Origin of the sequence: Dyella sp. ASV21 (assembly GCF_016428975.1) — a bacterium.
GTDB lineage: Bacteria > Pseudomonadota > Gammaproteobacteria > Xanthomonadales > Rhodanobacteraceae > Dyella.
In genome coordinates, this window is sequence record NZ_JAELTT010000067.1 from 1 (window position 1) to 21,868 (window position 21,868).

Genomic DNA, 21,868 nt, shown 5'->3' on the forward strand with positions numbered 1-21,868 from the left:
CGCCCACACCGCCCTTCATGACGTCCATGAACATGCGGATAAGGCCAATCACGGTGCCCAGCAAGCCGAGCAACGGGCCGATCAGCGCAATGGTGCCCAGCGTGTTGAGATAGCGCTCCATGCGATGCACGACATGGCGGCCGGTGTCTTCGATGCGCTCCTTGATGAGCTCACGCGAACGATTGCGCACGGCCAGCGCCGAAGCCAGCAGTTCGCCCAGCGGCGAGCCATTGGCCAAAGCAGTGAGATGGTTGCCGTCCAACTGGCCGGAGCGCGCCCAGTTGCGCACTTCCTCGCCCAAGCCGGGCGGCAGCACCGAGCGACGTCGCAGGGTCCAGCAACGCTCCAGCACGATCGCCAGCGCGACCGCCGAACACATCAGGATGGGCAGCATCGCCCAGCCACCAGCCATCAGGATTTCCAGCACAACGACTCCACGACACACGATCGATAGGAAGGGCGCATCATAACAGCCTCTCCTGGCGGTTCCGCGGCCCCCGTGGCAGTTGTGAAAGCCGCCTCATTCGCGCCAATAGCGAGACTGCCGCTGACGCCAGGTGGCCGCCACCGCTGGCCGTTGCGTAGGCGGAAAGTCGACTTGAATCGCCCCGCTCGTCGCCGTGTTCAGCCAGGGAATACCCGCCTGCTCGTAGCGCTGCATCACCTGGGGATTGGGATGGCGAAAGCGATTGCGCCACCCAGCGGAGACCAGCGCCAGGGTCGGCTCAGTGGCGCGCAAGAACGCCACGCCGGAGGAAGTCCGGCTGCCGTGGTGAGGCACCGAGAGCACCAGGGGCGGCCCGGCCGAAAGCGCCTCGGCCACGCGGGGCTCAACCCGGGTACTGATATCACCGGTGAGCAAGACACGCCCGGAAACCCCCTCCACCAACACCACGCAGGAACGGTCATTCGCCGCGTCCCCGGCTTGGCCGGATGGCAACACGCGGACGGTGACGCCCTCCCAATGCCACGACCGCCCCACCGGACACGCCGCCATCGGCACCGCCATGCGTTCGGGTTCCCCTGCGTAACGTTCGGCCCGGGGAAAGGCGGCGGCCACGGCAGGCATACCGCCCGCGTGATCGTTGTCGGCATGGCTGGCGACCAATACATCCAGCGTATCGATACCCAGCGCTCGAATGGATGGCAGTACCGCCGCCTCACCCAGGTCGAAATCCGATGGAAACTTGGCCCCGGCGTCGTATAGCAAGGCATGCTGCCCAGTACGCACCAACACCGACAGGCCCTGCCCCACATCCAGCATCCATACCTGGAAGCCGCCTGCGGCCGGCAACACGCGCTGCGGCCACACCAACGGCAGAAACAGCACGATGCCCAGCCAGCGCATCGGCATGCCGCGCGGCATGAACAACCACAGTGCCCCCAGGGTGGACAGCAACAGCGCCGCCAGGCCAACCTCCGGCAAGTACCAGTGCGCACCGGGCCACGTTGCCATCTGCTCCAGCAGCCACCACTGCGCATGCGCCAGCCATGCGGCACACCACAGTACCGGGGTGGCCAACGGCGGGCATACACCCAGCATCACCATGCCTACCAAGGCGCACGGCACGATGACGAAACTCACGAACGGCACCGCAACCAGATTGGACAAGGCACCCACCAGCGACGCCTCGCCGAAGAACCACAGGGTCAGCGGCATCAACGATAGCGTCATCACCATTTGCCCGGCGGAGAGTTCGTGCAGAAAGCCGCGCAAGCCCTTGCCATGCACGTTCAGGCATAGCATGAGAAACGCGACGCCCACGAAGGACAGCCAAAACCCGGCCGAAAGCACACTCAAGGGGTCAAACAGCAGCACGGCCACCAAGGCAAGCGCCAACGACTGCGGCCCACCGGGGTGCCGTCGCAGGCACCGGGCCAGCGCCACCACGGTAATCATCAGCAATGTGCGCACCGTAGGCAGGCCAAAGCCAGCCAGTGCGCTATACACAGCGGCAGCCAGCAGGGCGCCAGCCGCCAGCGCAGGCGGCCTTGGCCAACGCAGGGCCAAACGCGGAAACAAGGCGTACAGCACGCGCATCAGCCATACGCCAAACAAGGCGGCCACGCCCACATGAAACCCCGAGATGGCGATGAGGTGAGGAATGCCGTTGGCGCGGGCTACTTCCCAATCATGCTGGCTCAAGCCGCGAATATCGCCGACGGAAAAAGCCTGCAGCAGCGCGGCATCGTGCGCATCGTCCACGCGCGCGGCAATGCCGCGGCTGATCGCATCGCGCACGCCGTCGATGCATAGGCCTCGCGGTGGCGCAGCGGACCGGCCGGCATCCTCCCGCACGTAACCGGTCGCCACGATGCCACGCTCCAGGGCGCTGCGTTCACTATCGCTGCCGCCAGGATTGAGCAGGCCTCGCGGGCGCTTCAGCCGAAGCCTGAGACGCCAGTGGCTGCACGGCGCCAGCACAGGTGCGTTGTTGTACCAGTTCACGCGAATCAGCCCATGCAGGCTCAAGGGTACGTCATCCAGCCACGCCCGCTCCGCTACCAGCAGGAAGCCGGTGGCATCCTCACGCCGCGACGGCAATCCACTGACGCGACCTTCCACCCACACATCCTTGCCTTCAAGGGCATGCGGCAAGCGTGCCTCCATGCCCGCGCCACCGCACAGGCACGACCAGCCCACGCCGAACAGGCAGCACGCCACCCAACGGCCACGCCGGCCAGTACATGCCAGCGCACAAGCCAGCACCAGCATGGCGATGCTCCACCCACGCGATGGCAGGTGGGGTAGCCACTGCACTGCGAGTACACCCGCGAGCAGCAGCAAGCCAGGTCCGATAGCGCCGCGCACGCGCACCATGACGCGCCTCTTCCGGAGAAAGAAGCCAGCCTAGTCAGCGCAGGATGTTTTGGCGGCGGAAAATCACGTCGGCGCTCACCGTACGAGCGCCTCAGCGGTGAGGCGGGATCAGGCCCGCGCTTTCTCGACCAGCACGCCGCTGTGCAGCTCCAACGTGCGATCCATGCGCCCCGCCAGACGGTTGTCGTGGGTGACCAGGATGAAGCTGGTGCCGATCTCGCGATTGAGCTCCACCATCAGGTCGTAGACCTGCGCGGCGTTACCCTCGTCCAGGTTGCCGGTAGGCTCGTCGCCCAGCACCACGGCCGGGCGCGTCACCAGTGCGCGCGCCACGGCGCAGCGCTGGCGCTCGCCTCCCGAGAGCTCGGCCGGCTTGTGCCCCACTCGCTGGCCCAAGCCCACCTTGCCCAGCAACTCGCTGGCCTGCCGTTGCGCCTCGCCGATCGCCACACCGCGAATCAACAACGGCATGCATACGTTCTCCAGCGCAGTGAACTCCGGCAACAGGTGATGGAACTGGTAAATGAAACCCATCGAGCGATTGCGGACGCGACCGCGGTCCGCATCGGAGAGACGCGAAAGGTTCTTTCCTTCCACCTCCACCTCGCCCTTCGTCAACGTATCCAGGCCCCCGATGATATGCAGCAGCGTGCTCTTGCCCGAGCCCGAGGCGCCGACGATAGCCAGCGTTTCGCCGCGCTTGACGGTGAAACTGACGTTGGAGAGCACATCGGTCTTCAGATCGCCCTCTTCATAGGTCTTGGCGATGCCGCTGGCGCGCAGCACGATGTCGTTGGTGTGACTCATCGGTTTACTCATAGCGAAGCGCCTGCGCGGGCTGCGTGCGCGACGCACGCCACGCGGGATAAAGGGTGGCCAGCAAGGAGAACAGGAAGGTGATCAAGGCCACCCAGCCCACATCGCTCGCCGAGAGCTTGCTGGGTAACTCGCTGATGTAATAGACATCCGGCGAGAGGAAGGTCACGCCGGTCACGTGCTCGATCCACTTGACGATCCCCGGCAGTTTCCACGAAAGCAGCGAGCCCAAGCCCACGCCGAAGCCGATGCCGACAAAGCCCACCAACACGCCCTGCACCATGAACATGCCCATGATGCTGCGCGGCGTGGAGCCCAGCGTACGCAGGATGGCGATATCCGCCTGCTTGTCGGTCACCAGCATCATCAGCATCGAGATCAGATTGATCACCGCGACCAGGATGATCAGCGAGAGGATGATGAACATCACTTTCTTCTCCATCGAGATGGCGGCGAAGAAATTGGCGTGACTATCCATCCAGGTTTCCACCCGATAGACCTGACCCAACTGGTTGGCCAGCTCGCTCGCCACCGAGCGCGCATTGAACATGTCATCCAGGCGCAGGCGGATGCCCGTGGGGCCGTCCAGTCCATTCAGGCGCTCGGCATCGGTCATGTTCACCAGGGCCAAGCCGGAATCGAACTCCTGCATGCCCAGCTCGAATACACCCGACACGGTGAACGAACGCAGATTGGGCACGCTGCCGGTAAGCGGCGAGGACTTGAAGGTGGGTACCGCAACGATCACCTTGTCGCCCACCGCCACGCCCAACTGCATGGCCAGCTCGCGGCCCAGCACCACATTCCAGCTACCCGGCGTGAGCGCGGTAAGCGTGCCTTCGACCATATGCTGGCCGATATCGGACACTTTGGGTTCTTCCGTGGGCTCGATACCACGCAACAAGCCCCCGGTGGAGCGGCGCGCCTGCAGGAAGGCCTCCGATTCCACGTAGGGCGCGGCGCCCTGCACGTGCTTGTTGGCCTCGGCGATCTTCACCGCGCGCGGCCACTCCTGTACGGCCTGCCCCGGCATGCCCGACACCGTGGCATGCGAGATGGCGCCCAGAATGCGCGAACGCAACTCATCGTCAAAGCCATTCATCACCGACATCACCGTAATCAGCGCCGTCACGCTGATGGCGATGCAGACGATGGAAACCGTGGAAATAAACGAGATGAACTGGTTGCGACGCTTGGCGCGGGTATAGCGCAGGCCGATGAAAAGCTCTAACGGTCGAAACATTAGGCGGGTCGCTTGTGGGGTTCGTGAGGGCTGGCCGCCCGTAAGGGGGGATTATCGCCTGAGAAGCGGCTAAGCCCTAGGACCGCGTGGAGACGAAAGAGTGCCATCCATGGGACCTACAGTCTGGGCCGGAGCCAGCTGGAGACGCATGCGCAGGCGCCGACGGATGTCGGCATCGCTGTTGTCCGCTGCCAGAAGCAGGATAAAAGGGCGTGGGGACGGCCCACGCAGGGCCAGCCATATGGCGCCCTCGCCCAGCGTACGACTGGCCATGAGCGTAGCCTTTACATCCGAGCCGTCCCGCAGTCGCAGGCTCCAATCGCCCTCCATCCCCCAGCCCGCTGCCAACACGGGCGAGGCAGTCTGGCGCCGCACGCAACCGATCGCCGCCCCCAGCAGGAGCAGCGACAGCAGCGCCGACAGCGGCGCAGGCAACGCGCTCAACCAGAGCGACAGCAAAGCCAATACGGAGAAAAGAGCCAGCGCCCGCCTCAACCAGCGCGAGGGTCGGTATTCAAAGCCGATGGCGGGAGCGGATGTCATCGATGATGGCCTGCCAATCCGGGCGAGACGCCTGTGCGTGCCCCATCACCCAATCCCACAGGTCCGGGTCCTGCACATCCAGCAATTCATCGAACGCCTGACGCGTGCTTTCGTCCGCATCGGCGAAACGCTCGTCCAGCCAGCCACCGAACAGGGCGTCCAACTCGCGGGTGCCGCGACGGGTGCGCCAGCGCAGGCGCTTGATGCGGGCTTCGTCCATTGCGCGAAATGCCTCCGGAGTTACGCCTCTCCCCGCTGGAGAGAGGATTGGGCTGAGAGGTCGATGATGCATCGACCCGGCAAAGGGACGCTTTACCGCGCCCCCGCACCCTAGCCCTCTCCCCCCTGGGGAGAGGGCGCAAGAGCATCAGGCGCGACGCTCGACGATCAGCTTCTTGATCTCGGCGATGGCCTTGGCCGGGTTCAGGCCCTTCGGGCAGGTACGCGCGCAGTTCATGATGGTGTGGCAGCGGTACAGCTTGAACGGATCTTCAAGATCGTCCAGGCGGGCACCGGTGTCTTCATCGCGACTGTCCACGATCCAGCGGTAGGCCTGCAGCAAAATGGCCGGGCCGAGGTAACGGTCACCGTTCCACCAGTAGCTCGGGCAGCTGGTCGAGCAGCAAGCGCACAGGATGCACTCGTAGAGACCGTCGAGCTTCTTGCGGTCTTCCGGCGACTGCAGGCGCTCCTTGTCGGCCGGCGCCGGGCTCTGCGTGCGCAGCCAGGGCTTGATCGAGGCGAACTGCGCATAGAAGTGCGTGAGATCGGGCACTAGATCCTTCACCACCGGCATGTGCGGCAGCGGATAGATCTTCACGTCACCCGACGCGCAATCCTCGATGGCCTTGGTACAGGCCAGCGTGTTGGTGCCGTCGATGTTCATCGCGCACGAACCGCAGATGCCCTCGCGGCACGAACGGCGCAGGGTGAGCGTCGAGTCGATCTCGTTCTTGATCTTCAGCAGGGCGTCCAGAACCATCGGCCCGCACGAAGCCATATCGACTTCATACGTATCGATGCGCGGGTTCTGACCGTCATCCGGCGACCAGCGATAGATGCGGAACGTACGGGGCTTCTTCGCGTCCTTGGCCGGAAAGTGCTTGCCCGGCTGGACCTTGGAATTCTTGGGTAGCGAAAACTCTGCCACAGTGGCTCTCCAGTCCGGGAATTAGTAAGTGCGCTTCTTGGGCGGCACGACGTCGACGTCCTTCGTCATGGTGTACATGTGCACCGGACGGAAATCGAAGTTGGTTTTGCCGCTCTCATCGACCGACACCATCGTGTGCTTCTGCCAGTCGGCGTCGTCGCGCTCCGGGAAGTCCTCGCGAGCATGCGCGCCACGGCTCTCGTGACGCTGCTCGGCCGAGTACATGGTGGCCACGGCCTGATCGAGCAGGTTGGCCAACTCCAGCGTCTCGATCAAGTCGGAGTTCCACACCAGCGAGCGATCGCTGATGCCGACATCCTTGAACGAGTCGCGGACCTTGGAGATCTTCTCGCAGCCTTCCTTCAGCGACTCGCCGGTACGGAACACCGCAGCGTCGGATTGCATGGTGCGCTGCATTTCCGCGCGAATCTTCGCCGTAGGCAGGCTGCCCTTGGCATTGCGCAGGCCGTCGAAACGCGCGAGGGCCGTATCCAGCACGCTGGCCGGCAGATCCTTGTGCGGCGTATCCGGCTTGATGATCTCGGCGCAGCGGTGCGACACCGAACGGCCGAACACCACCAGATCGAGCAGCGAGTTGGAGCCCAGGCGATTGGCGCCGTGCACCGATACGCAGGCCGCCTCGCCGATGGCGAACAGGCCCGGCACCACCGCATCCACGTCATCACCGCGCTTCTGCACCACTTCGCCGTGATAGTTGGTGGGGATACCGCCCATGTTGTAGTGCACGGTCGGGATCACCGGGATGGGCTCCTTGGTCACGTCCACACCGGCGAAGATGCGCGCCGACTCGGCGATACCCGGGAGGCGTTCGTGAATCACGTCGGCGCCCAGGTGCATCAGGTTGATGTGGATATGGTCCTTGTGCTCACCCACGCCACGGCCTTCGCGGATTTCCATCGTCATGGCGCGGCTGACCACGTCACGCGAAGCGAGATCCTTGGCGTTCGGCGCATAGCGCTCCATGAAACGCTCGCCGTTGGAGTTGGTGAGGTAACCACCCTCGCCACGCACGCCTTCGGTAATCAGGCAGCCGGAACCGTAGATGCCGGTGGGGTGGAACTGCACGAACTCCATGTCCTGCAGCGCGAGGCCCGCGCGCAGCACCATGCCGCCACCGTCGCCGGTGCAGGTATGCGCCGAGGTGGCGCTGAAGTAGGCGCGGCCATAGCCGCCGGTGGCCAGCACCACCGCGTGACCGCGGAAGAAGTGCAGCGTGCCTTCATTCATGTCCAGCGCGAGCACGCCACGGCACACACCCTCTTCGTCGAAGATGAGGTCGATGGCGAAGTACTCGATGAAGAACGTGGCGTCGTGCGCCAGCGCCTGCTGGTACAGCGTGTGCAGGATGGCGTGACCGGTACGGTCGGCCGCGGCGCAGGTGCGCTGCGCGGTGCCCTTGCCGTAATGCGTGGTCATGCCGCCAAACGGACGCTGGTAGATCTTGCCTTCCTCGGTACGCGAGAACGGCACGCCGTAGTGTTCCAGCTCGATGATGGCCGGAATCGCCTCGCGGCACATGTATTCAATGGCGTCCTGGTCGCCCAACCAGTCCGAACCCTTGATGGTGTCGTAAAAGTGGAAGCGCCAATCGTCCTCGCCCATGTTGCCCAGCGCGGCCGAAATGCCGCCCTGCGCCGCCACGGTATGCGAACGGGTCGGGAATACCTTGGTGATGCACGCGGCCTTCAAGCCCTTCTCGGCCAGGCCGAAGGTGGCGCGCAGGCCAGCGCCACCGGCGCCGACCACGATCACGTCGTACTTATGCTGTTGGATCTTGTAGCTTTCCATGGAATCAGGCCCCCAGCGCCACGCGCAGCACAGCCATCAACGTGGCCAGCGTGCCGAGCACTGCAATGAACTTCACCAGCACCAGGAGGGCGACTTCCTTCCAGCGCGTATGCACGTAGTCCTCAATCACGATCTGCAGGCCCAGCACCGCGTGCCAGCACACGGTCAGCACAAAGGCGACCAGCAATACCGCGTTCCAGGGTTTGGCGATGATGCTGCGCGCCGTGGCGTAATCGGCGTGCAGTGCGCCCAGCACCGTCGCGACGAACCACACCACGAGGAACACCAGCGCGGTTGCGGTCACGCGCTGCGTCCACCAATGACCGACACCGGACTGTGCCGAGCCAAGGCCGCGCGCACGCTTGAGGGGGTTGCGCAACTGCTTGCGCACGTCGTGCTGTTGACCGTTGGCGCTCATGCCGCACCTCCCGAGGTCAGCACGTAGGCCCAGACGATAAGGGTCAGCACCACGCTGCCGATGATCGAGATCCAGCTGGAACGAACAAACTGGGGAATGGCGTAGCCCATGCCGCCGTCCTGGAACAGGTGACGGATGCCGTTGCACAGGTGGTAAAACAGGGCCCAGGTCCAGCCAAACATGAGGATCAGGCCAATCGGGCTGCCGATGCAGGTCTTGAACTGGTTGTAGCTGTCTTCGCCATGGGCAAGGGAAAACACCCCCCACAGCACAATCAGCGTTCCAACGGAAAGGGCAATACCTGTGGCGCGGTGCACGATGGAGGTCACCATCTGCACTTGCCACTTATATATGCCCATGTGGGGAGAGAGCGGTCGTTGCGTATCTGCCATGGCGGCTATCCTGGGTGGAATCGCTAATGCCCTTTACCGCCCTTCCCTTCTCCGACACGCCGGCGCAATAAACCGGCGCGGCGAATCAGAAGTCGATACAGCGCCCGTTCTTTTCCCAATCGCCGTAGCGAGTGGGATCCGGGGCCGGCCGCTCCACTGTGGTCTTTTCCGTTACCGGAACAGCAGGCACGGGCGACGGCTCCGCAGGAACGGATGCCGGCTTGGACTTGGTTTGGGAGGACGTATCGGACATGGTATTTGAAAACTGTAAAAGCGTAATACTTGCGTAAATGCAGCACAACCTTGACGACAGCGCGCGCGTCTGACAGAGCACCCGGCCGCACTTGTATGTCCCACGCCCCGCCCCTACCTCGCTGAGCTATGACGCCCCACTACCCCGCCCATATCCTGCAGCTCGAAGGCGCCGACGCCATCGCGTTCGCCCACGCTCAGTTCACAAGCAACGTCCGCTCGCTTCAAGTCGGACAGTGGCAATTCAGTGCATGGCTGGATGCGCAGGGACGAGTGCTTGCCCTGTTCCACCTTGGCCGCCCCAGCGACGACGCCCTGCTGGTCCTGCTGCGTGGCGGCGACGCGGCCAGCTTGGCGCAATCACTGCAACGTTTCGTGTTCCGCTCCAAGGTCAAGCTCACCGTACTTCCTGTTCAAACGCTGGGTACCGCTCCTGCGCGGGAGAGTTACGCCCTCCATCGTGAAGGCGGCGCCTATATCTGGGGCTGCGGCTCGCACAGTCTGGTGACCGGTGCGGCCACCTCCGACGACGACTGGCGCCTTCCGCAGATTCATGCGGGCTGGCCCTGGCTGCCCACGGCTGCGCTGGGTGAATTGCTGCCCCCCGCTTTGTCGCTGGAGCGCTTGCAAGCGGTTGCATTCGACAAGGGCTGCTACCCCGGACAAGAGATCGTGGCGCGATTGCACTATCGCGGCGGACACAAGCGACATATGCATTGCGTCGTATTGTCGCAGCGCTTGACCGAAGGCACCGTTCTGCGCCAGGACGGCAAAGGGGTCGCCCAATTACTCGATATCGCCGTGACGCAAACAGACGTCCAAGCGCTTGCCGTGCTCGACGATGAGGTCGTGAAGCAACTTGAAAATGGCGTAGTGAATGAACTCGACGAAGGCATTTCGTTGCGCGTTACCAAGAGCTGGTCGGCCTAGTGAATCGGATCGCGCAAGGTTTCACGAACACCTCACACGAATGTGAGCACGGCGTGAACCTGAACGGACGGGCACTTGCCAGATCAGAAATGCGCCACTAGTCTCGCCAACCTATTGAGTGACACCCCTGCCCACGGGTGTCGACATACGCGACGAACCGGAGGGGTCCGGATCAGCGCGACCCGGCAGCGATGCCGGTGTATATGCCGCCGTTAGCGCGGAGCAGTTGCAGGCAACGAGGCTGTTAGTACTCGAGCAATGCCTTTGCAGCACAACAAGTTTTGAGTGGCACCGGATCAGCCGCTCGACTCGCCACAATCCCGTGGCAAATCGCCAGCGACCACAAGTTTCGGTCGCGGTGTTCAATCCAGATGGAACGGCCTGCCCGCCCGTCCATCGCAACGGCGCGTGAAGTCAGCACCACCGACCTCACGCGTACAGCACGCTGGAGGCAGACAATGAAACTTTCCATGCTGTTGTGGCTGGCGTCCGTGCTGCCTCAACCCCTCGCGGACCAGACCTGCCTGGCCACGACGGTGTATCTCGAGGCACGCAGTGAGTCGACCATCGGACAGTATGCCGTGGCCGAGGTAGCCCTTCGACGTCGTGATCGCGGCACGTGGGGCGATAGCGTTTGCGAAGTCGTTACTTCCCCGCGTCAGTTTGCGCTGACGACAACGACCAGCAATTTCGAGGTCACCGACCTCAACTCCTGGACCAAGGCGTGGAAGATCGCCGGCGACTCCATCAGCAACTGGAGCCTGCCGAAGGGCGAGCGCACGGTCTATGTCCCGCAGGCGGATCATTTCGCCACGCTGGCGGTAGCCCCTACATGGTCGACGCACCGTATCGTCAAGACCATCGGCGACCACGCATTCTACGCGGTCAACTAACCCACCCATCGCAAAGCACAAAAAAAGGCCCTCGATCGAGGGCCTTTTTATTTGGACGTCTATACGCCTAAAGCATTCAGAGGCGATAGATCAGGTTGTTGCGAATCTGCACATAGTCACCCGGGCGCACCTGCGGATCGGCCGCCTGCGTCACCGTGGCGTAACGACCATCATCCAGCTTGACGGTGACCTGCCAGGCGATATCCGGGCCGCCAGAATTCTTGCCGACCTCATTACCGACCGCACCGCCAGCCACGGCACCCGCGACGGTCGCCAGCGTTCGGCCGCTACCGCCACCAATCTGGTTGCCGAGCACGCCACCGGCAATGCCACCGATGACCATGCCCAGCGGCGACGCACCCTTCTGCGTCTGGATCTGCCGGATATCACTCACCACGCCACACTGCTCGCAACGATTGGAAGCCCCGCTGTAAACCACCTGGCGCTGCGGTGGCGGCGGCACGCAGGCCGACAGCAACGCGATCGAACAGGCTAAACCCACGACAGCCAAACGTTTAAACAGTGTATGCATGACGTGAATCCTCAGTGAGCGTCGGAAACGGCTACCACTCCTTCCTGCACCTGCAGCCTGTCACCCGGATCGTGATCCATTCGTACAGTGCGGGTGACGCCGTTGTACTCGTAACTCACGTCGTACGCCACCACCTTGTCGCCAGCACTGCCGGCCACCGTAGAGCAGCGACGCTGCGTCGTCTGCTGCGTTGCATTGGCTTGATGATTCGCCTGGATCTCATGACCGGCATAGCCGCCGCCAACGGCGCCTGCAACGGTCGCCAACGTACGGCCCTTGCCACCGCCCACCTGGTTGCCCAGCAGGCCGCCCGCGACGGCACCAATCGCCGTACCGGCAATCTGATGCGTGTCCTGCACCGGCTTGTGCGTCGTGACTACCTCGTCATGACACACCTGCTGCGGCGCCGTCGCCTGCTCGCGTACCGGCGTCACACTGATCACGCGAGCATACTTGGCGCCACCCTGGCCGCCCTGCTGAGCCATCGCGCCCACGCCACCATCCGCATTCGCATCGCGATTGCATGCCGAAAGGCTCAATACCAAGGCCGCGCTCACACCCACATGCAGCGCCGTCATGACTAACTTGTTCATAATGTTCTCCTGTCTGGATCGGCGGAGCACCCCGCATCCGCCTCGAACGATCCCGAGTGCTTCAATTGAACCTGCGTTCTACTGAATACTTGCTTAGATCGAGATAGACATTTTTTCGAAATGGGACGCCGATAACTGTGCTCGAACTCACCGACAGCCATGCCCACATCGACGATCCCAGCTTCGATACCGACAGGGACGCCATGTTGGCGCGGGCGCATGCAAGTGGCGTACGCCACATCGTGGTGCCCGCCATCGATCACGAATCCTGGCCCCGCATAGCCGCCATATGCGCAGCGCACAGCGATGCCTACCCTGCGTACGGCCTGCACCCGATCTACATCGATCGTCATCGGCCCGAGCACCTGGACGCCCTCGTCACACAACTGAAAAACGAACCCAGCGTGGCTGTCGGGGAAATTGGCCTGGATTACTTTCTTCCCGAACTCGATGCTGAACGTCAGCGCGAGTATTTCCAAAAGCAGTTGCGCATTGCCCGCGACTTCGACCTTCCGGTCATCGTGCATGCACGGCGCGCCATGGATGAAGTTACTTCCACCATGCGTCGCATGGGCGGCCTGCGTGGTGTCGTACACAGCTTCTCCGGCAGCCTGCAGCAGGCTGAACGACTGTGGGAGCTGGGTTTTCATCTGGGCATCGGCGGCCCGGTGACCCATGAGCGTGCCCAGCGCCTGCGTGGCATCGTGGCCGCCATGCCGCTGGAACATTTGCTACTGGAAACCGACGCACCCGATCAACCCAGCGCGTGCCATCGCGGCGAACGCCATGAGCCATCCCAACTGATTGATGTATTGGACGTTGTCGCCGAACTGCGCAACGAGGACAGGCAACGTATCGCAAGCTTGACTACAGCCAACGCACGGCGCCTGTTCGGCTTCTGACACCGGTATTGTCAGGCCATGTTGGCCGGTGCTAGCCTAATTACTTCACTGGTGAACTGTCCCCTGATGAAATGAAGCGGATGCCCGAATGTCTCGAGCACATGGACGATGGCATCGCCCGTGTCGGCGAGCGTCTTCCGGACTTCCCTGTGCAGGAAGTCGTGCTTATGCGACTGCTTCTGCTGGTAGGTGGCACGCTGCTTGGCGAGCTTGAGCGAAACCTCAAGCCCTACGGACTCAACGACAGCGATTTCCGCACGCTGATGATGATCTACAGCAGCCCCAGCGGCAGCGCCAACCCCAGCGAACTGTGCGAGTACGCCCAGCAGGGCGCGACCAATATGACGCGCATCGCCAATGTACTGGTCAAGGCTGGACTGGTAACGCGCGCCAGCAGCGCCGAGGATCGCCGGCGCGTGGTGCTCACCATCACCGCGGCCGGCAAGCGCCTGGTGCGCAAGATTCTCCCCCCTCTCTTTCCCCAGGTGCTCAGCGCATTCGCGTCGCTTAGCGCCAGCGACAAACGCACGCTCGATCGCTTGCTGCGTCAAGTTGCCGTGAATATCGATTCGCTCACCCACCCGGACCCTCGTCCATGACCCCAAACCTTTCGATTCGTCGCGGCCTGGGCCAGCGCGCACTGCTTGCCTGTGCAGTGGCGCTTGCCGTCGCCGGCTGCTCGATCCCCGCCAAACTCAACCGCCCCGCCCTGCGCGATGACGTGCCGCTCGCCGGCCTGGACGCGGGTCATCGTGCAGGCTGGCCGGACGCCCGGTGGTGGCGCCAGTACCAGGACCCGCAACTGGACCAATTGATCGACATGGCGATGCAAGGCTCGCCGGATCTGGTGCAGGCACGCTCGCGTATTGAGTCGGCCCAGCAGTCTATTCGCGCCGCCACCGCACAAGCTGGCCTGTCCGTGGGCGGTAGCGCCCAGGTCGAGCGCCAGCGCCTGAGTGAAACAGGCTTGATCCCGCCCAAGTTCCTGGGCTTCACCTGGTACAACCAGGGCGACATCGGCGTGCAGGCGCAGTACGACTTCGACTGGTGGGGCAAGAAGCGCAATACCATCGAGGCCGCCGTCGATCAGGCGCATGTTGCCGAGGCGCAGCAAAGCGCTGCCGCGCTGGCAATCCAGAGCAGCGTGGCCGATACCTATATGGGCTGGCTTGCTGACGAAGCGCGCATCGACATCGCCAGGCAGTCGATGCAGGTGCAGGAGCAATTGCTGCGGATCGCCGAACTGCGCGTGCGTCAGGGCGTGGATCGTCCGGACACCCTGCAATCGGCCAAGGCGCAGCTTGCCGCGACCCAGCAGATGCGCGTCGCCATCGAAGGCTCCGCGCGCATTCGCCTTGCGGCGCTTGCCAGCCTGGTGGGCGTGTCGCCTGCGCAATTGCCCGCCCTGCAGCCGCATGCGCTGCCGCAAGTTACCGGTGGGCTGCCGGACAATGTCGGCGTGGACCTGATGGCCCGCCGCGCCGACATCGCCGCCAGCCGCTGGCAGGTGGAGTCCGCGCTGCGCCAGACCGATGTGGCACGCGCCCAGTTCTACCCGGATATCAGCATCAGCGCGATGGCCGGCCTGTCCAGCATCGACCTGGACAAGTTGTTCAGCGCCGGCAGCCGCGTATTTGCGCTGACACCCGCGTTGCATCTGCCGATTTTCACCGGCGGCCTGCTCGAAGCGAACTACGGCGTAAGCAAGGCGCAGTTGCAAGGCGCCGTGGCGCAGTACAACAGCACCGTGCTCAGCGCCGCGCGCGATGTCGCCACGCAAAGCCTCACCGCCCAGCAATTGGAGCAGCGTCGCGACGTGCAGGCCCGCGAGATCGCCGCCAACGAACAGCTGCTTGCCAATGCGCAAGCCCGCGTGCGCCGCGGCGTCAGCGACCAGCGCGAGACGCTGGCCGCCAAGGCGCAGTTGCTGCAGCAACAAGATGATCGCGTGAGCCTCCACGCCCAGGCGCTGTCTACTGATATTTCGTTGATCAAGGCGCTGGGCGGCGGCTACCAGGCCAGCTCGCCCGAGCAGGTTTCCAACGCATCCTCCACCCCTTCCCCGACGACCCTTTCCGGAGACGCCACGCATGAGCGCCACTGATTCCAACGTCCGCTCGCAGGACAATGACAGCGGCATGGCCGCCAAGGATCCAGCCAAGCGCCGGCGCGCGCTGCTGATCGTTGCCTTCATTTTCATCCTCGCCGGTGCGGCCTGGGTGTTGCTGTGGTTGTTTGTGTTTTCCACCCGCGAGAAAACCGACAACGCCTACGTCGGTGGCAACCAGGTAGCCATCTCCGCGCAGGTGCCCGGCACCGTCATCGCCATCCTCGCGGACGACACCCAGCGCGTGGAAGCCGGCCAGGTACTGGTGAAGCTCGACAGCACCGATGCCGACGTGCGTCTGCAGCAAGCCAGCAGTGCGCTGGCCCAGGCCGTGCGCCAGGTGCGCCAGCAGACCGACTCCGCCAGCAGCGCCGATGCGCAAGTGGCCAAGGCACGCGTGGACCTGAAGAAGGCCCAGGCGGATCTCGCTCGCCGCGCCCCGCTGATCGCCGAGCAGGCCGAAGCACCGGAAAACGTGCAGCATCTGCGTGATGGCGTGGACCAGGCTCAGGCCGCGCTGGATGCCGCCCAGGCTCAGGCGTCGGCTGCGCATGCGTCCATCGAAGGCACCCAGGTCGCCAACAACCCCGCCGTTGAACAGGCTCGCGCCAACTTCCGCGCCGCCTGGGTCGCCGCCCAGCGCAACGCCATCTTTGCGCCGGTGACCGGCTACGTCGCCCAGCGCAGCGTGCAGGTGGGCAATAGCGTGCAGCCGGGCCAGCAGCTGATGACCGTGGTACCCCTGCATGACCTGTGGGTGGACGCCAACTTCAAGGAAAACCAGCTGCGCCACATCCGCGTTGGCCAGCCGGCCAAGATCGAAGCCGATGTCTACGGCGGCAGTGTCGAATTCCACGGCAAGGTGATCGGCCTGGGCGCGGGTACCGGCAGCGTGTTCTCCCTGCTGCCCGCCCAAAACGCCACCGGCAACTGGATCAAGGTGGTGCAGCGCGTGCCGGTGCGCATTGCGCTGGACGACAAGGAGCTGGACCAGCATCCGCTACGTGTAGGCCTGTCCACCGATGTCACCGTGGACATCACCGACGACAAGGGTCCCATGATGGCGCCGGCCGGCAATGGTCAGCCGATTGCACAGACCACCGTGTATGACCAGATGGCCAGCAAGGCCGACGAGGAAGCCGAGAAGGTCATCCAGGCCAACCTGAGCCAGCGCAGCGCGAACTAACCAGCGACCCGAGCCCTCCCCATGGCCACCACACCCGAAGACGCCAAGCCGTTGCCGCCCCTGCACGGCACGGCACTGGTTCTGCTCACCATCGCCGTCGCGTTCAGCACCTTCATGGAGGTGCTGGACATGACCATCGTCAATGTCGCTGTCCCGCATATCGCGGGTAGCCTCGGCGTCAGCTCCAGCGAGGGCACCTGGACCATCAGCTCGTACTCGCTGGCCAGCGCCATCATGCAGCCGCTCACCGGCTGGATCGCGCGCCGCTTCGGCGAGGTGAAGACCTTCGTGGTCTCCGTGGGCCTGTTCGTGGTGTTCTCCATGCTTTGCGGCCTGGCCACCTCGATGCCGATGCTGGTGTTCGCGCGCCTGATGCAGGGCGCGGGTTCCGGCCCCATGGTGGCGCTGTCGCTCACCCTGCTGCTGGCGAGCTACCCCAAGACCAAGCAAGGCATCGCGCTGGCGCTATGGGCGATGACCGTGGTGGTGGCGCCGATCTTCGGTCCCATCCTTGGTGGCTGGCTCACCGACAACTTCTCCTGGCCGTGGATTTTCTACATCAACCTGCCGGTGGGTGTGCTCGCGGGTGTAATCACCTGGTCGCTGCTGCGCAAGCGTGAAACCAAAACCTACCAGTCGCCCATCGACATGGTCGGCCTGGTGCTTCTGGTGGCGGGCGTGGGCTGCCTGCAGTTCATGCTGGACAACGGCAACGACCATGACTGGTTCTCCTCGCCGATGATCACCACGCTGGGCCTGATCGCCCTGCTCTGCCTCACCTTCCTGGTGGTGTGGGAGCTGCACGCCAAGCATCCGGTGGTGGACCTGGGCCTGTTCCGCAAACGCAACTTCACTGCCGGCGTCACCGCACTGTCGCTGGGCATGTTCGCCTTTTTCGGCATCAACGTAGTGTTTCCGCTGTGGCTGCAGACCACGCTGGGCTACACCGCAACCTGGGCCGGCCTCGCCACGGCACCGGTCGGCATCCTGGCGTTCCTGCTCTCGCCCGTGATCGGGCGCAATATGCAGCGGCTGGAGTTGCGCGCGGTGGTGACCTTCGCCTTTGTGATGTTCGCGGTCACCTCCTACTGGTTCTCGACCTTCGACAGCTCAGCGTCGTTCTCCTCGCTGGTACTGCCACGCTTTGTCATGGGCATTGCCATCCCCTGCTTCTTCATCCCGCTCAACCAGATCTACCTGGCGGGATTGCCCGCGGAGGAAATCGCCAGCGCCAGCGGCCTGGCCAACTTCTTCCGAACCTTGGGCTCCAGCGTGTCCACCGCCGTCACCGTCACCCTGTGGCAGCACCGCGGCATCCTGCACCACGCCAATCTCACCGAAAACGTCACAACCGCCAACCCCGCCGCCACCCAGGTGCTGCAGGGCTTGACCCATGGCGGCATGAGCCAGATGCAGGCGCTGGGCGTCACCGACATGCTGGTGAATCGCGAAGCGCTGACCCTGGCCGTGAACGATATCTTCCTGGCCTGCGCGGTGCTGTTCGTGCTGCTCATCCCGGTCATCTGGCTGGCAAAGCCACCGTTCGGCTCGGCGGGCGGCGCGGTAGGTCACTGATTTTTTAACAATTGCTGCACCCTCGGGTGCAGCATGACCTTAGCCATGGGCGACTGGTGCGGCGCAATACCTTCTGTTAGTTTGTGCCGCATGGCACAAACGATCCGCATCATCAAGAAGTATCCGAACCGCCGGCTCTACGACACGGAGATCTCCAGCTACATCACGCTGGAAGAGGTCCGACAGCTGGTGTTAGACGGCGAAACCTTCGAGGTCCGCGAGGCCAAGAGCGGCGAGGACCTGACCCGCTCGGTGCTACTGCAGATCATCTCCGAGCACGAGGAAAAGGGGCAGCCCATGCTGTCGCCCCAACTGCTAAGCCAGATCATCCGCTTCTACGGCGACTCGCTGCAGGGCTTCATGGGCCCGTACCTGGAACGTAGCCTGCAGGTATTCCTGGACCAGCAGCAGCAGTTCCGCACGCAGCTCAACAGCCTGCTCGGCCAGACGCCGTGGTCCATGCTCAACGAGCTGACCGAGCGCAACATGGATGCCTGGCGCAACATGCAGCGTGGCCTGCTCGATGCCGCCACCCAGGCACAACCGCCGCGCGGCAGCAAGAAGCCCTGATCCGCTCGCCCGCCACGGCGGGCGTTGCGCACTCTTCTCATTCGGCCGCTGCAGCACAACATGTGCTGCCTTGCGGCATGTGCACGAGTCCTTCACATGATCCCAACCGCTTCCACCCCACGCGTCGCCCTGGTGACCGGAGGCATCGGCGGATTGGGTACCGCCATCTGCCGTCAACTCGCCCAAGCCGGTCGTCAAGTCATTGCCGTCGACCTGCCTGGCCGTGAGGAACGCCTGCACGCGTTCCAGCAGGAGCTGGCCGACCTCCATGGCGCGGTGCGGTTCGAACCCGCCGACGTAAGCCAGTTCGACAGCTGCGCCGCACTGGTCGACCGCATCGAGCAGCGGCATGGCTCGGTGGATATTCTGGTCAATGCCGCCGGCATTACCCGCGACACCAGCCTGCGCAAGATGACGCCGCAGCAATGGCATGAACTGATGCGGGTCAATCTGGATGGCGTCTTCAATACGTGCCGCAACGTGGTCGAGGGCATGAGCACCCGCGGCTTCGGGCGCATCGTCAACTTAAGCTCGGTCAACGGCCAGACCGGCCAATTCGGGCAGACCAACTATTCCGCCGCCAAAGCGGGCGTGCATGGCTTCGGCATGGCACTGGCGCGCGAAACCGCACGCAAGGGCATCACCGTGAACACGGTATCCCCGGGCTATTGTGACACCGCCCTGGTAGCTGCGGTGCCGCAAGACATCCGGGCGCAGATCATTGCGGACATTCCCGTGGGCCGCCTGGGCTCGCCCGACGATATCGCCCGCGCGGTCGCCTTTCTCACCGCCGATGACGCCGGCTACATCACCGGCGCCAACCTGCCGGTGAATGGCGGCTACTTTATGAGCTTCTGATTTCGCGCATCGCCGAGGCTGCAGCAACCGGCTACTCTTGGCGCCCATCGCGGTTGCCAACTCACAGCGGAACTCCATGGCGAAGCACATCACTCTTATCGGCGGCGGCCTGGTCGGCGCGCTGCTGGCCCAGCAACTGGCCGGTCGCGGCTTTCAAGTAGATGTGTTCGAGAAACGCCCGGACCCGCGCGTCGCGGGCTTCGTCGGCGGCCGCTCCATCAACCTGGCGCTGGCCGAACGCGGCTTGCAAGCGCTGCGCGAAGCCGGGCTGGCCGAAGATGTGCTGCAACGCGCGGTGATGATGCGCGGGCGCATGGTGCATACCCGCGATGGTCGCTCCGGGTTGCAGCGCTACGGCGTAGACGACAGCGAAGTGATCTGGTCGGTGTCGCGCGGCGCGCTCAATATGCTGTTGCTCGATGCCGCCGAAGCGGCCGGCGTGCGCTTTCATTTCGGCCAATCCCTGGTAGCGGCGGATTTCGACGCCGGCCGCATTCGTCTCGCCGACGATGCCGGCACGCAGCGCGAGATCGACGCCCCCGTAGTCATTGGCGCCGATGGCGCCGGCTCCGCCCTGCGTGCCGCCATGAATGCGCACACGCCGCTGGGCGAGCGCATTGAAGCGCTGGGGCACGCTTACAAGGAACTGGAAATTCCCCCCGCCGGCATCCTTCCGGTCGAACTGGTGGGTAGCAGCGGCGGTCATGACCAGTTCGCACTGGAGCCGCATGCGTTGCACATCTGGCCGCGTGGCGGCTACATGTGCATTGCCCTGCCCAATACGGAAGGCAGCTTTACCGTGACCCTGTTCCTGCCCGCGCAGGGACCGCACCCCAGCTTCGCCACCTTGCCGGATGCGCAGGCCGCGCGGGCCTTTTTCCAGCACGACTTCCCCGACCTGTTGCCGCTGATCCCCGATTTCCAGAACGATTACGACGGCCACCCGGTGGGTACGCTGTCCACGCTGTATCTCCAGCGCTGGCATCTTGGCGGGCGCGCGCTGCTGGTGGGCGATGCCGCGCATGCCATCGTGCCGTTCCACGGCCAGGGCATGAATTGCGGCTTCGAAGACACCGTTGTGCTGGCGTCCTTGCTGAGCGAGGCGCCGGAACACACGGCCGACGTCTTCGCCGAGTTCCAGCGCATCCGCCAGCCCAACAGCGATGCCATCGCTGCGATGGCGCTGGAGAACTACATCGAGATGCGCGACTCCGTCGCCGATCCGTACTATCTCGCCAAACGCGAACTCGGCGCCTTGCTCGCCACCCAGGCACCGCAGCATTTCATGGCGCGCTACCGCATGGTCACGTTCACCCATCTGCCCTATGCCTACGCCTATGAACGTGGCCGCGCGCAGGATGTGCTGCTCGATCAGTTGCTGCGCGGTTCCGCCGACATGGGGGCGATAGATCTCGCCGCCGCCGTCGGCACCCTTAAAGCCACGCTGCCGCCCCTGCCCGACCTCCGGCATGGATGAGGCCCTGCTCGCCGCCTATCGCACCACCGAATACCGGGTGCGGCGACAGGTCGGCGGCTGGCATTGCCTTCGAATCGATCAGCCGCTGCCGCCAGCGCTGTCGGTCGAAATCGGGGCGCAGCCATGGGGCTTTATCACGGCCTGGAATCCGCGCTCGCAACCGCTACCCCTGGCACAAAACCGGGCAGCCCAGCGTCACTTGCTGTGCCTGCTGCGCGAACGGCCGGACGCGCACATCATCCACGCCGGCCTCGGCATCGCTCGCAATGCGTCCTGGCGCGAACCCAGCCTGTTCATCGTGGGCCTGGAGATAACCGCGCTCGACACGCTGGCCCAGCGCTTCGGCCAGCACGCCTATGTGCATGGCCGGGGTGCGGAGCCCGCTCGTTTACGCTGGACACCGGCGTGCTGATGCGGTGCTCCACTCTCCACGCACCACTACCGTGGGCGCCGTCCACAGGCATCAGCTCGCCGCATGGACAAGCGCGCCGGCCTTTGCGGACAATCGACCGATGACCGCGCCGACCTCCGACGTCCCCGCCGCACAACACGCCTTGCTGGAAGCACGGGCGCTCGCCTTCTATCGCCAGGACGAGCCCGTGTTCGGACCGCTGGATTTCAGCCTGCATGCTGGCGAAGTGGCCTTGGTGGAGGGCGATAACGGCAGCGGCAAAACCACCTTGCTGCGCATCCTCGCCGGCTTGCTGCACCTGGACGAAGGCTCGCTGCATTGGCGCGGCGCACCCTGGCGGCGGGTCGAGCATCTGGGCGACACCTTGTTCCTGGGTCACCACCTGGGCC

The 21,868-nt window shown here is 64.2% G+C and carries 25 protein-coding genes; 12 read left to right on the plus strand and 13 right to left on the minus strand.

Going from position 1 to position 21,868, the window contains the following annotated elements; translation table 11 throughout:
- The 11 genes from JHD67_RS17410 to JHD67_RS17460 all read right to left on the minus strand — a co-directional run.
- Positions 1-427, minus strand: a 427-nt coding sequence (locus tag JHD67_RS17410; RefSeq protein WP_343214390.1) for a MotA/TolQ/ExbB proton channel family protein, incomplete at its 3' end; no start/stop codon positions are given.
- 93 nt (positions 428-520) lie between these two features.
- Positions 521-2,821, minus strand: coding sequence for a DNA internalization-related competence protein ComEC/Rec2 (locus tag JHD67_RS17415; RefSeq protein ID WP_199100461.1), 2,301 nt, complete (start codon positions 2,819-2,821; stop codon positions 521-523).
- A gap of 108 nt (positions 2,822-2,929) precedes the next feature.
- Positions 2,930-3,628: a lipoprotein-releasing ABC transporter ATP-binding protein LolD gene (lolD, locus tag JHD67_RS17420; protein ID WP_199100462.1), complete on the minus strand. Its 699-nt coding sequence runs from the start codon at positions 3,626-3,628 to the stop codon at positions 2,930-2,932.
- A gap of 4 nt (positions 3,629-3,632) precedes the next feature.
- The gene (locus JHD67_RS17425) at positions 3,633-4,880 is read right to left on the minus strand and encodes a lipoprotein-releasing ABC transporter permease subunit (protein ID WP_199100463.1); all 1,248 of its coding nucleotides are present in this window, start codon (positions 4,878-4,880) and stop codon (positions 3,633-3,635) included.
- Between the two features lie 69 nt (positions 4,881-4,949).
- Positions 4,950-5,423 carry a protein YgfX gene (locus JHD67_RS17430; RefSeq protein ID WP_233172001.1) on the minus strand — a complete coding sequence of 158 codons (474 nt, stop codon included), beginning with the start codon at positions 5,421-5,423 and terminating at the stop codon, positions 4,950-4,952.
- Positions 5,395-5,643 carry a succinate dehydrogenase assembly factor 2 gene (locus JHD67_RS17435; RefSeq protein WP_199100464.1) on the minus strand — a complete coding sequence of 83 codons (249 nt, stop codon included), beginning with the start codon at positions 5,641-5,643 and terminating at the stop codon, positions 5,395-5,397. Before JHD67_RS17435 ends, JHD67_RS17430 begins: the two co-directional genes overlap by 29 nt.
- Positions 5,644-5,790: 147 nt before the next feature.
- Positions 5,791-6,573, minus strand: a complete 783-nt coding sequence (locus JHD67_RS17440) for a succinate dehydrogenase iron-sulfur subunit (RefSeq protein ID WP_114823391.1) — start codon at positions 6,571-6,573, stop codon at positions 5,791-5,793.
- A 21-nt stretch (positions 6,574-6,594) separates the two neighbouring features.
- The gene (gene sdhA, locus JHD67_RS17445) at positions 6,595-8,382 is read right to left on the minus strand and encodes a succinate dehydrogenase flavoprotein subunit (protein WP_199100465.1); all 1,788 of its coding nucleotides are present in this window, start codon (positions 8,380-8,382) and stop codon (positions 6,595-6,597) included.
- A gap of 4 nt (positions 8,383-8,386) precedes the next feature.
- Entirely contained in the window at positions 8,387-8,800 is a 414-nt protein-coding gene (gene sdhD, locus JHD67_RS17450) for a succinate dehydrogenase, hydrophobic membrane anchor protein (protein WP_199100466.1), read from the minus strand.
- Positions 8,797-9,192 carry a succinate dehydrogenase, cytochrome b556 subunit gene (gene sdhC / locus JHD67_RS17455; RefSeq protein WP_199100467.1) on the minus strand — a complete coding sequence of 132 codons (396 nt, stop codon included), beginning with the start codon at positions 9,190-9,192 and terminating at the stop codon, positions 8,797-8,799. The genes sdhD and sdhC overlap by 4 nt, the downstream gene beginning before the upstream one ends.
- Positions 9,193-9,277: 85 nt before the next feature.
- Positions 9,278-9,445 carry a DUF1674 domain-containing protein gene (locus JHD67_RS17460; RefSeq protein WP_199100468.1) on the minus strand — a complete coding sequence of 56 codons (168 nt, stop codon included), beginning with the start codon at positions 9,443-9,445 and terminating at the stop codon, positions 9,278-9,280.
- A gap of 128 nt (positions 9,446-9,573) precedes the next feature.
- Between JHD67_RS17460 and JHD67_RS17465 the strand changes: the two genes are divergently transcribed.
- The gene (locus JHD67_RS17465) at positions 9,574-10,374 is read left to right on the plus strand and encodes a folate-binding protein YgfZ (protein ID WP_199100469.1); all 801 of its coding nucleotides are present in this window, start codon (positions 9,574-9,576) and stop codon (positions 10,372-10,374) included.
- A gap of 458 nt (positions 10,375-10,832) precedes the next feature.
- A complete protein-coding gene (locus JHD67_RS17470) occupies positions 10,833-11,267 on the plus strand; it encodes a cell wall hydrolase (RefSeq protein ID WP_233172002.1) in 435 nt (144 codons plus the stop codon).
- A 76-nt stretch (positions 11,268-11,343) separates the two neighbouring features.
- Here JHD67_RS17470 and JHD67_RS17475 read toward each other — a convergent pair whose 3' ends face one another.
- Together JHD67_RS17475 and JHD67_RS17480 are read right to left on the minus strand one after the other, a co-directional pair.
- Positions 11,344-11,799, minus strand: coding sequence for a glycine zipper 2TM domain-containing protein (locus JHD67_RS17475; protein ID WP_199100470.1), 456 nt, complete (start codon positions 11,797-11,799; stop codon positions 11,344-11,346).
- Between the two features lie 11 nt (positions 11,800-11,810).
- Positions 11,811-12,392, minus strand: a complete 582-nt coding sequence (locus tag JHD67_RS17480) for a glycine zipper 2TM domain-containing protein (RefSeq protein ID WP_199100471.1) — start codon at positions 12,390-12,392, stop codon at positions 11,811-11,813.
- A gap of 137 nt (positions 12,393-12,529) precedes the next feature.
- Between JHD67_RS17480 and JHD67_RS17485 the strand changes: the two genes are divergently transcribed.
- The 10 genes from JHD67_RS17485 to JHD67_RS17530 form a co-directional block, all read left to right on the plus strand.
- Positions 12,530-13,294 carry a TatD family hydrolase gene (locus tag JHD67_RS17485; protein ID WP_199100472.1) on the plus strand — a complete coding sequence of 255 codons (765 nt, stop codon included), beginning with the start codon at positions 12,530-12,532 and terminating at the stop codon, positions 13,292-13,294.
- Between the two features lie 80 nt (positions 13,295-13,374).
- Positions 13,375-13,893, plus strand: coding sequence for a MarR family transcriptional regulator (locus JHD67_RS17490; RefSeq protein ID WP_343214391.1), 519 nt, complete (start codon positions 13,375-13,377; stop codon positions 13,891-13,893).
- Positions 13,890-15,398, plus strand: coding sequence for an efflux transporter outer membrane subunit (locus JHD67_RS17495; RefSeq protein ID WP_199100474.1), 1,509 nt, complete (start codon positions 13,890-13,892; stop codon positions 15,396-15,398). The genes JHD67_RS17490 and JHD67_RS17495 overlap by 4 nt, the downstream gene beginning before the upstream one ends.
- On the plus strand, positions 15,385-16,587 hold the full coding sequence (locus JHD67_RS17500) for an efflux RND transporter periplasmic adaptor subunit (protein WP_199100475.1): 1,203 nt from the start codon (positions 15,385-15,387) through the stop codon (positions 16,585-16,587). Before JHD67_RS17495 ends, JHD67_RS17500 begins: the two co-directional genes overlap by 14 nt.
- 21 nt (positions 16,588-16,608) lie before the next feature.
- Positions 16,609-18,162, plus strand: a complete 1,554-nt coding sequence (locus tag JHD67_RS17505; RefSeq protein ID WP_199100476.1) for a DHA2 family efflux MFS transporter permease subunit — start codon at positions 16,609-16,611, stop codon at positions 18,160-18,162.
- A gap of 90 nt (positions 18,163-18,252) precedes the next feature.
- Positions 18,253-18,732 carry a polyhydroxyalkanoate synthesis repressor PhaR gene (gene phaR / locus JHD67_RS17510; protein ID WP_199100477.1) on the plus strand — a complete coding sequence of 160 codons (480 nt, stop codon included), beginning with the start codon at positions 18,253-18,255 and terminating at the stop codon, positions 18,730-18,732.
- Positions 18,733-18,828: 96 nt separating this feature from the next.
- Positions 18,829-19,590 (plus strand): acetoacetyl-CoA reductase, encoded by a 762-nt coding sequence (gene phbB / locus JHD67_RS17515; RefSeq protein WP_199100478.1) that lies wholly within the window; start codon positions 18,829-18,831, stop codon positions 19,588-19,590.
- Positions 19,591-19,666: 76 nt separating this feature from the next.
- Positions 19,667-21,067 carry an NAD(P)/FAD-dependent oxidoreductase gene (locus JHD67_RS17520; protein ID WP_199100479.1) on the plus strand — a complete coding sequence of 467 codons (1,401 nt, stop codon included), beginning with the start codon at positions 19,667-19,669 and terminating at the stop codon, positions 21,065-21,067.
- Positions 21,060-21,479, plus strand: coding sequence for a DUF3293 domain-containing protein (locus JHD67_RS17525; protein WP_199100480.1), 420 nt, complete (start codon positions 21,060-21,062; stop codon positions 21,477-21,479). The genes JHD67_RS17520 and JHD67_RS17525 overlap by 8 nt, the downstream gene beginning before the upstream one ends.
- Before the next feature lie 100 nt (positions 21,480-21,579).
- The coding region (locus JHD67_RS17530; RefSeq protein ID WP_199100483.1) for an ATP-binding cassette domain-containing protein at positions 21,580-21,868 on the plus strand (289 nt) is incomplete at its 3' end.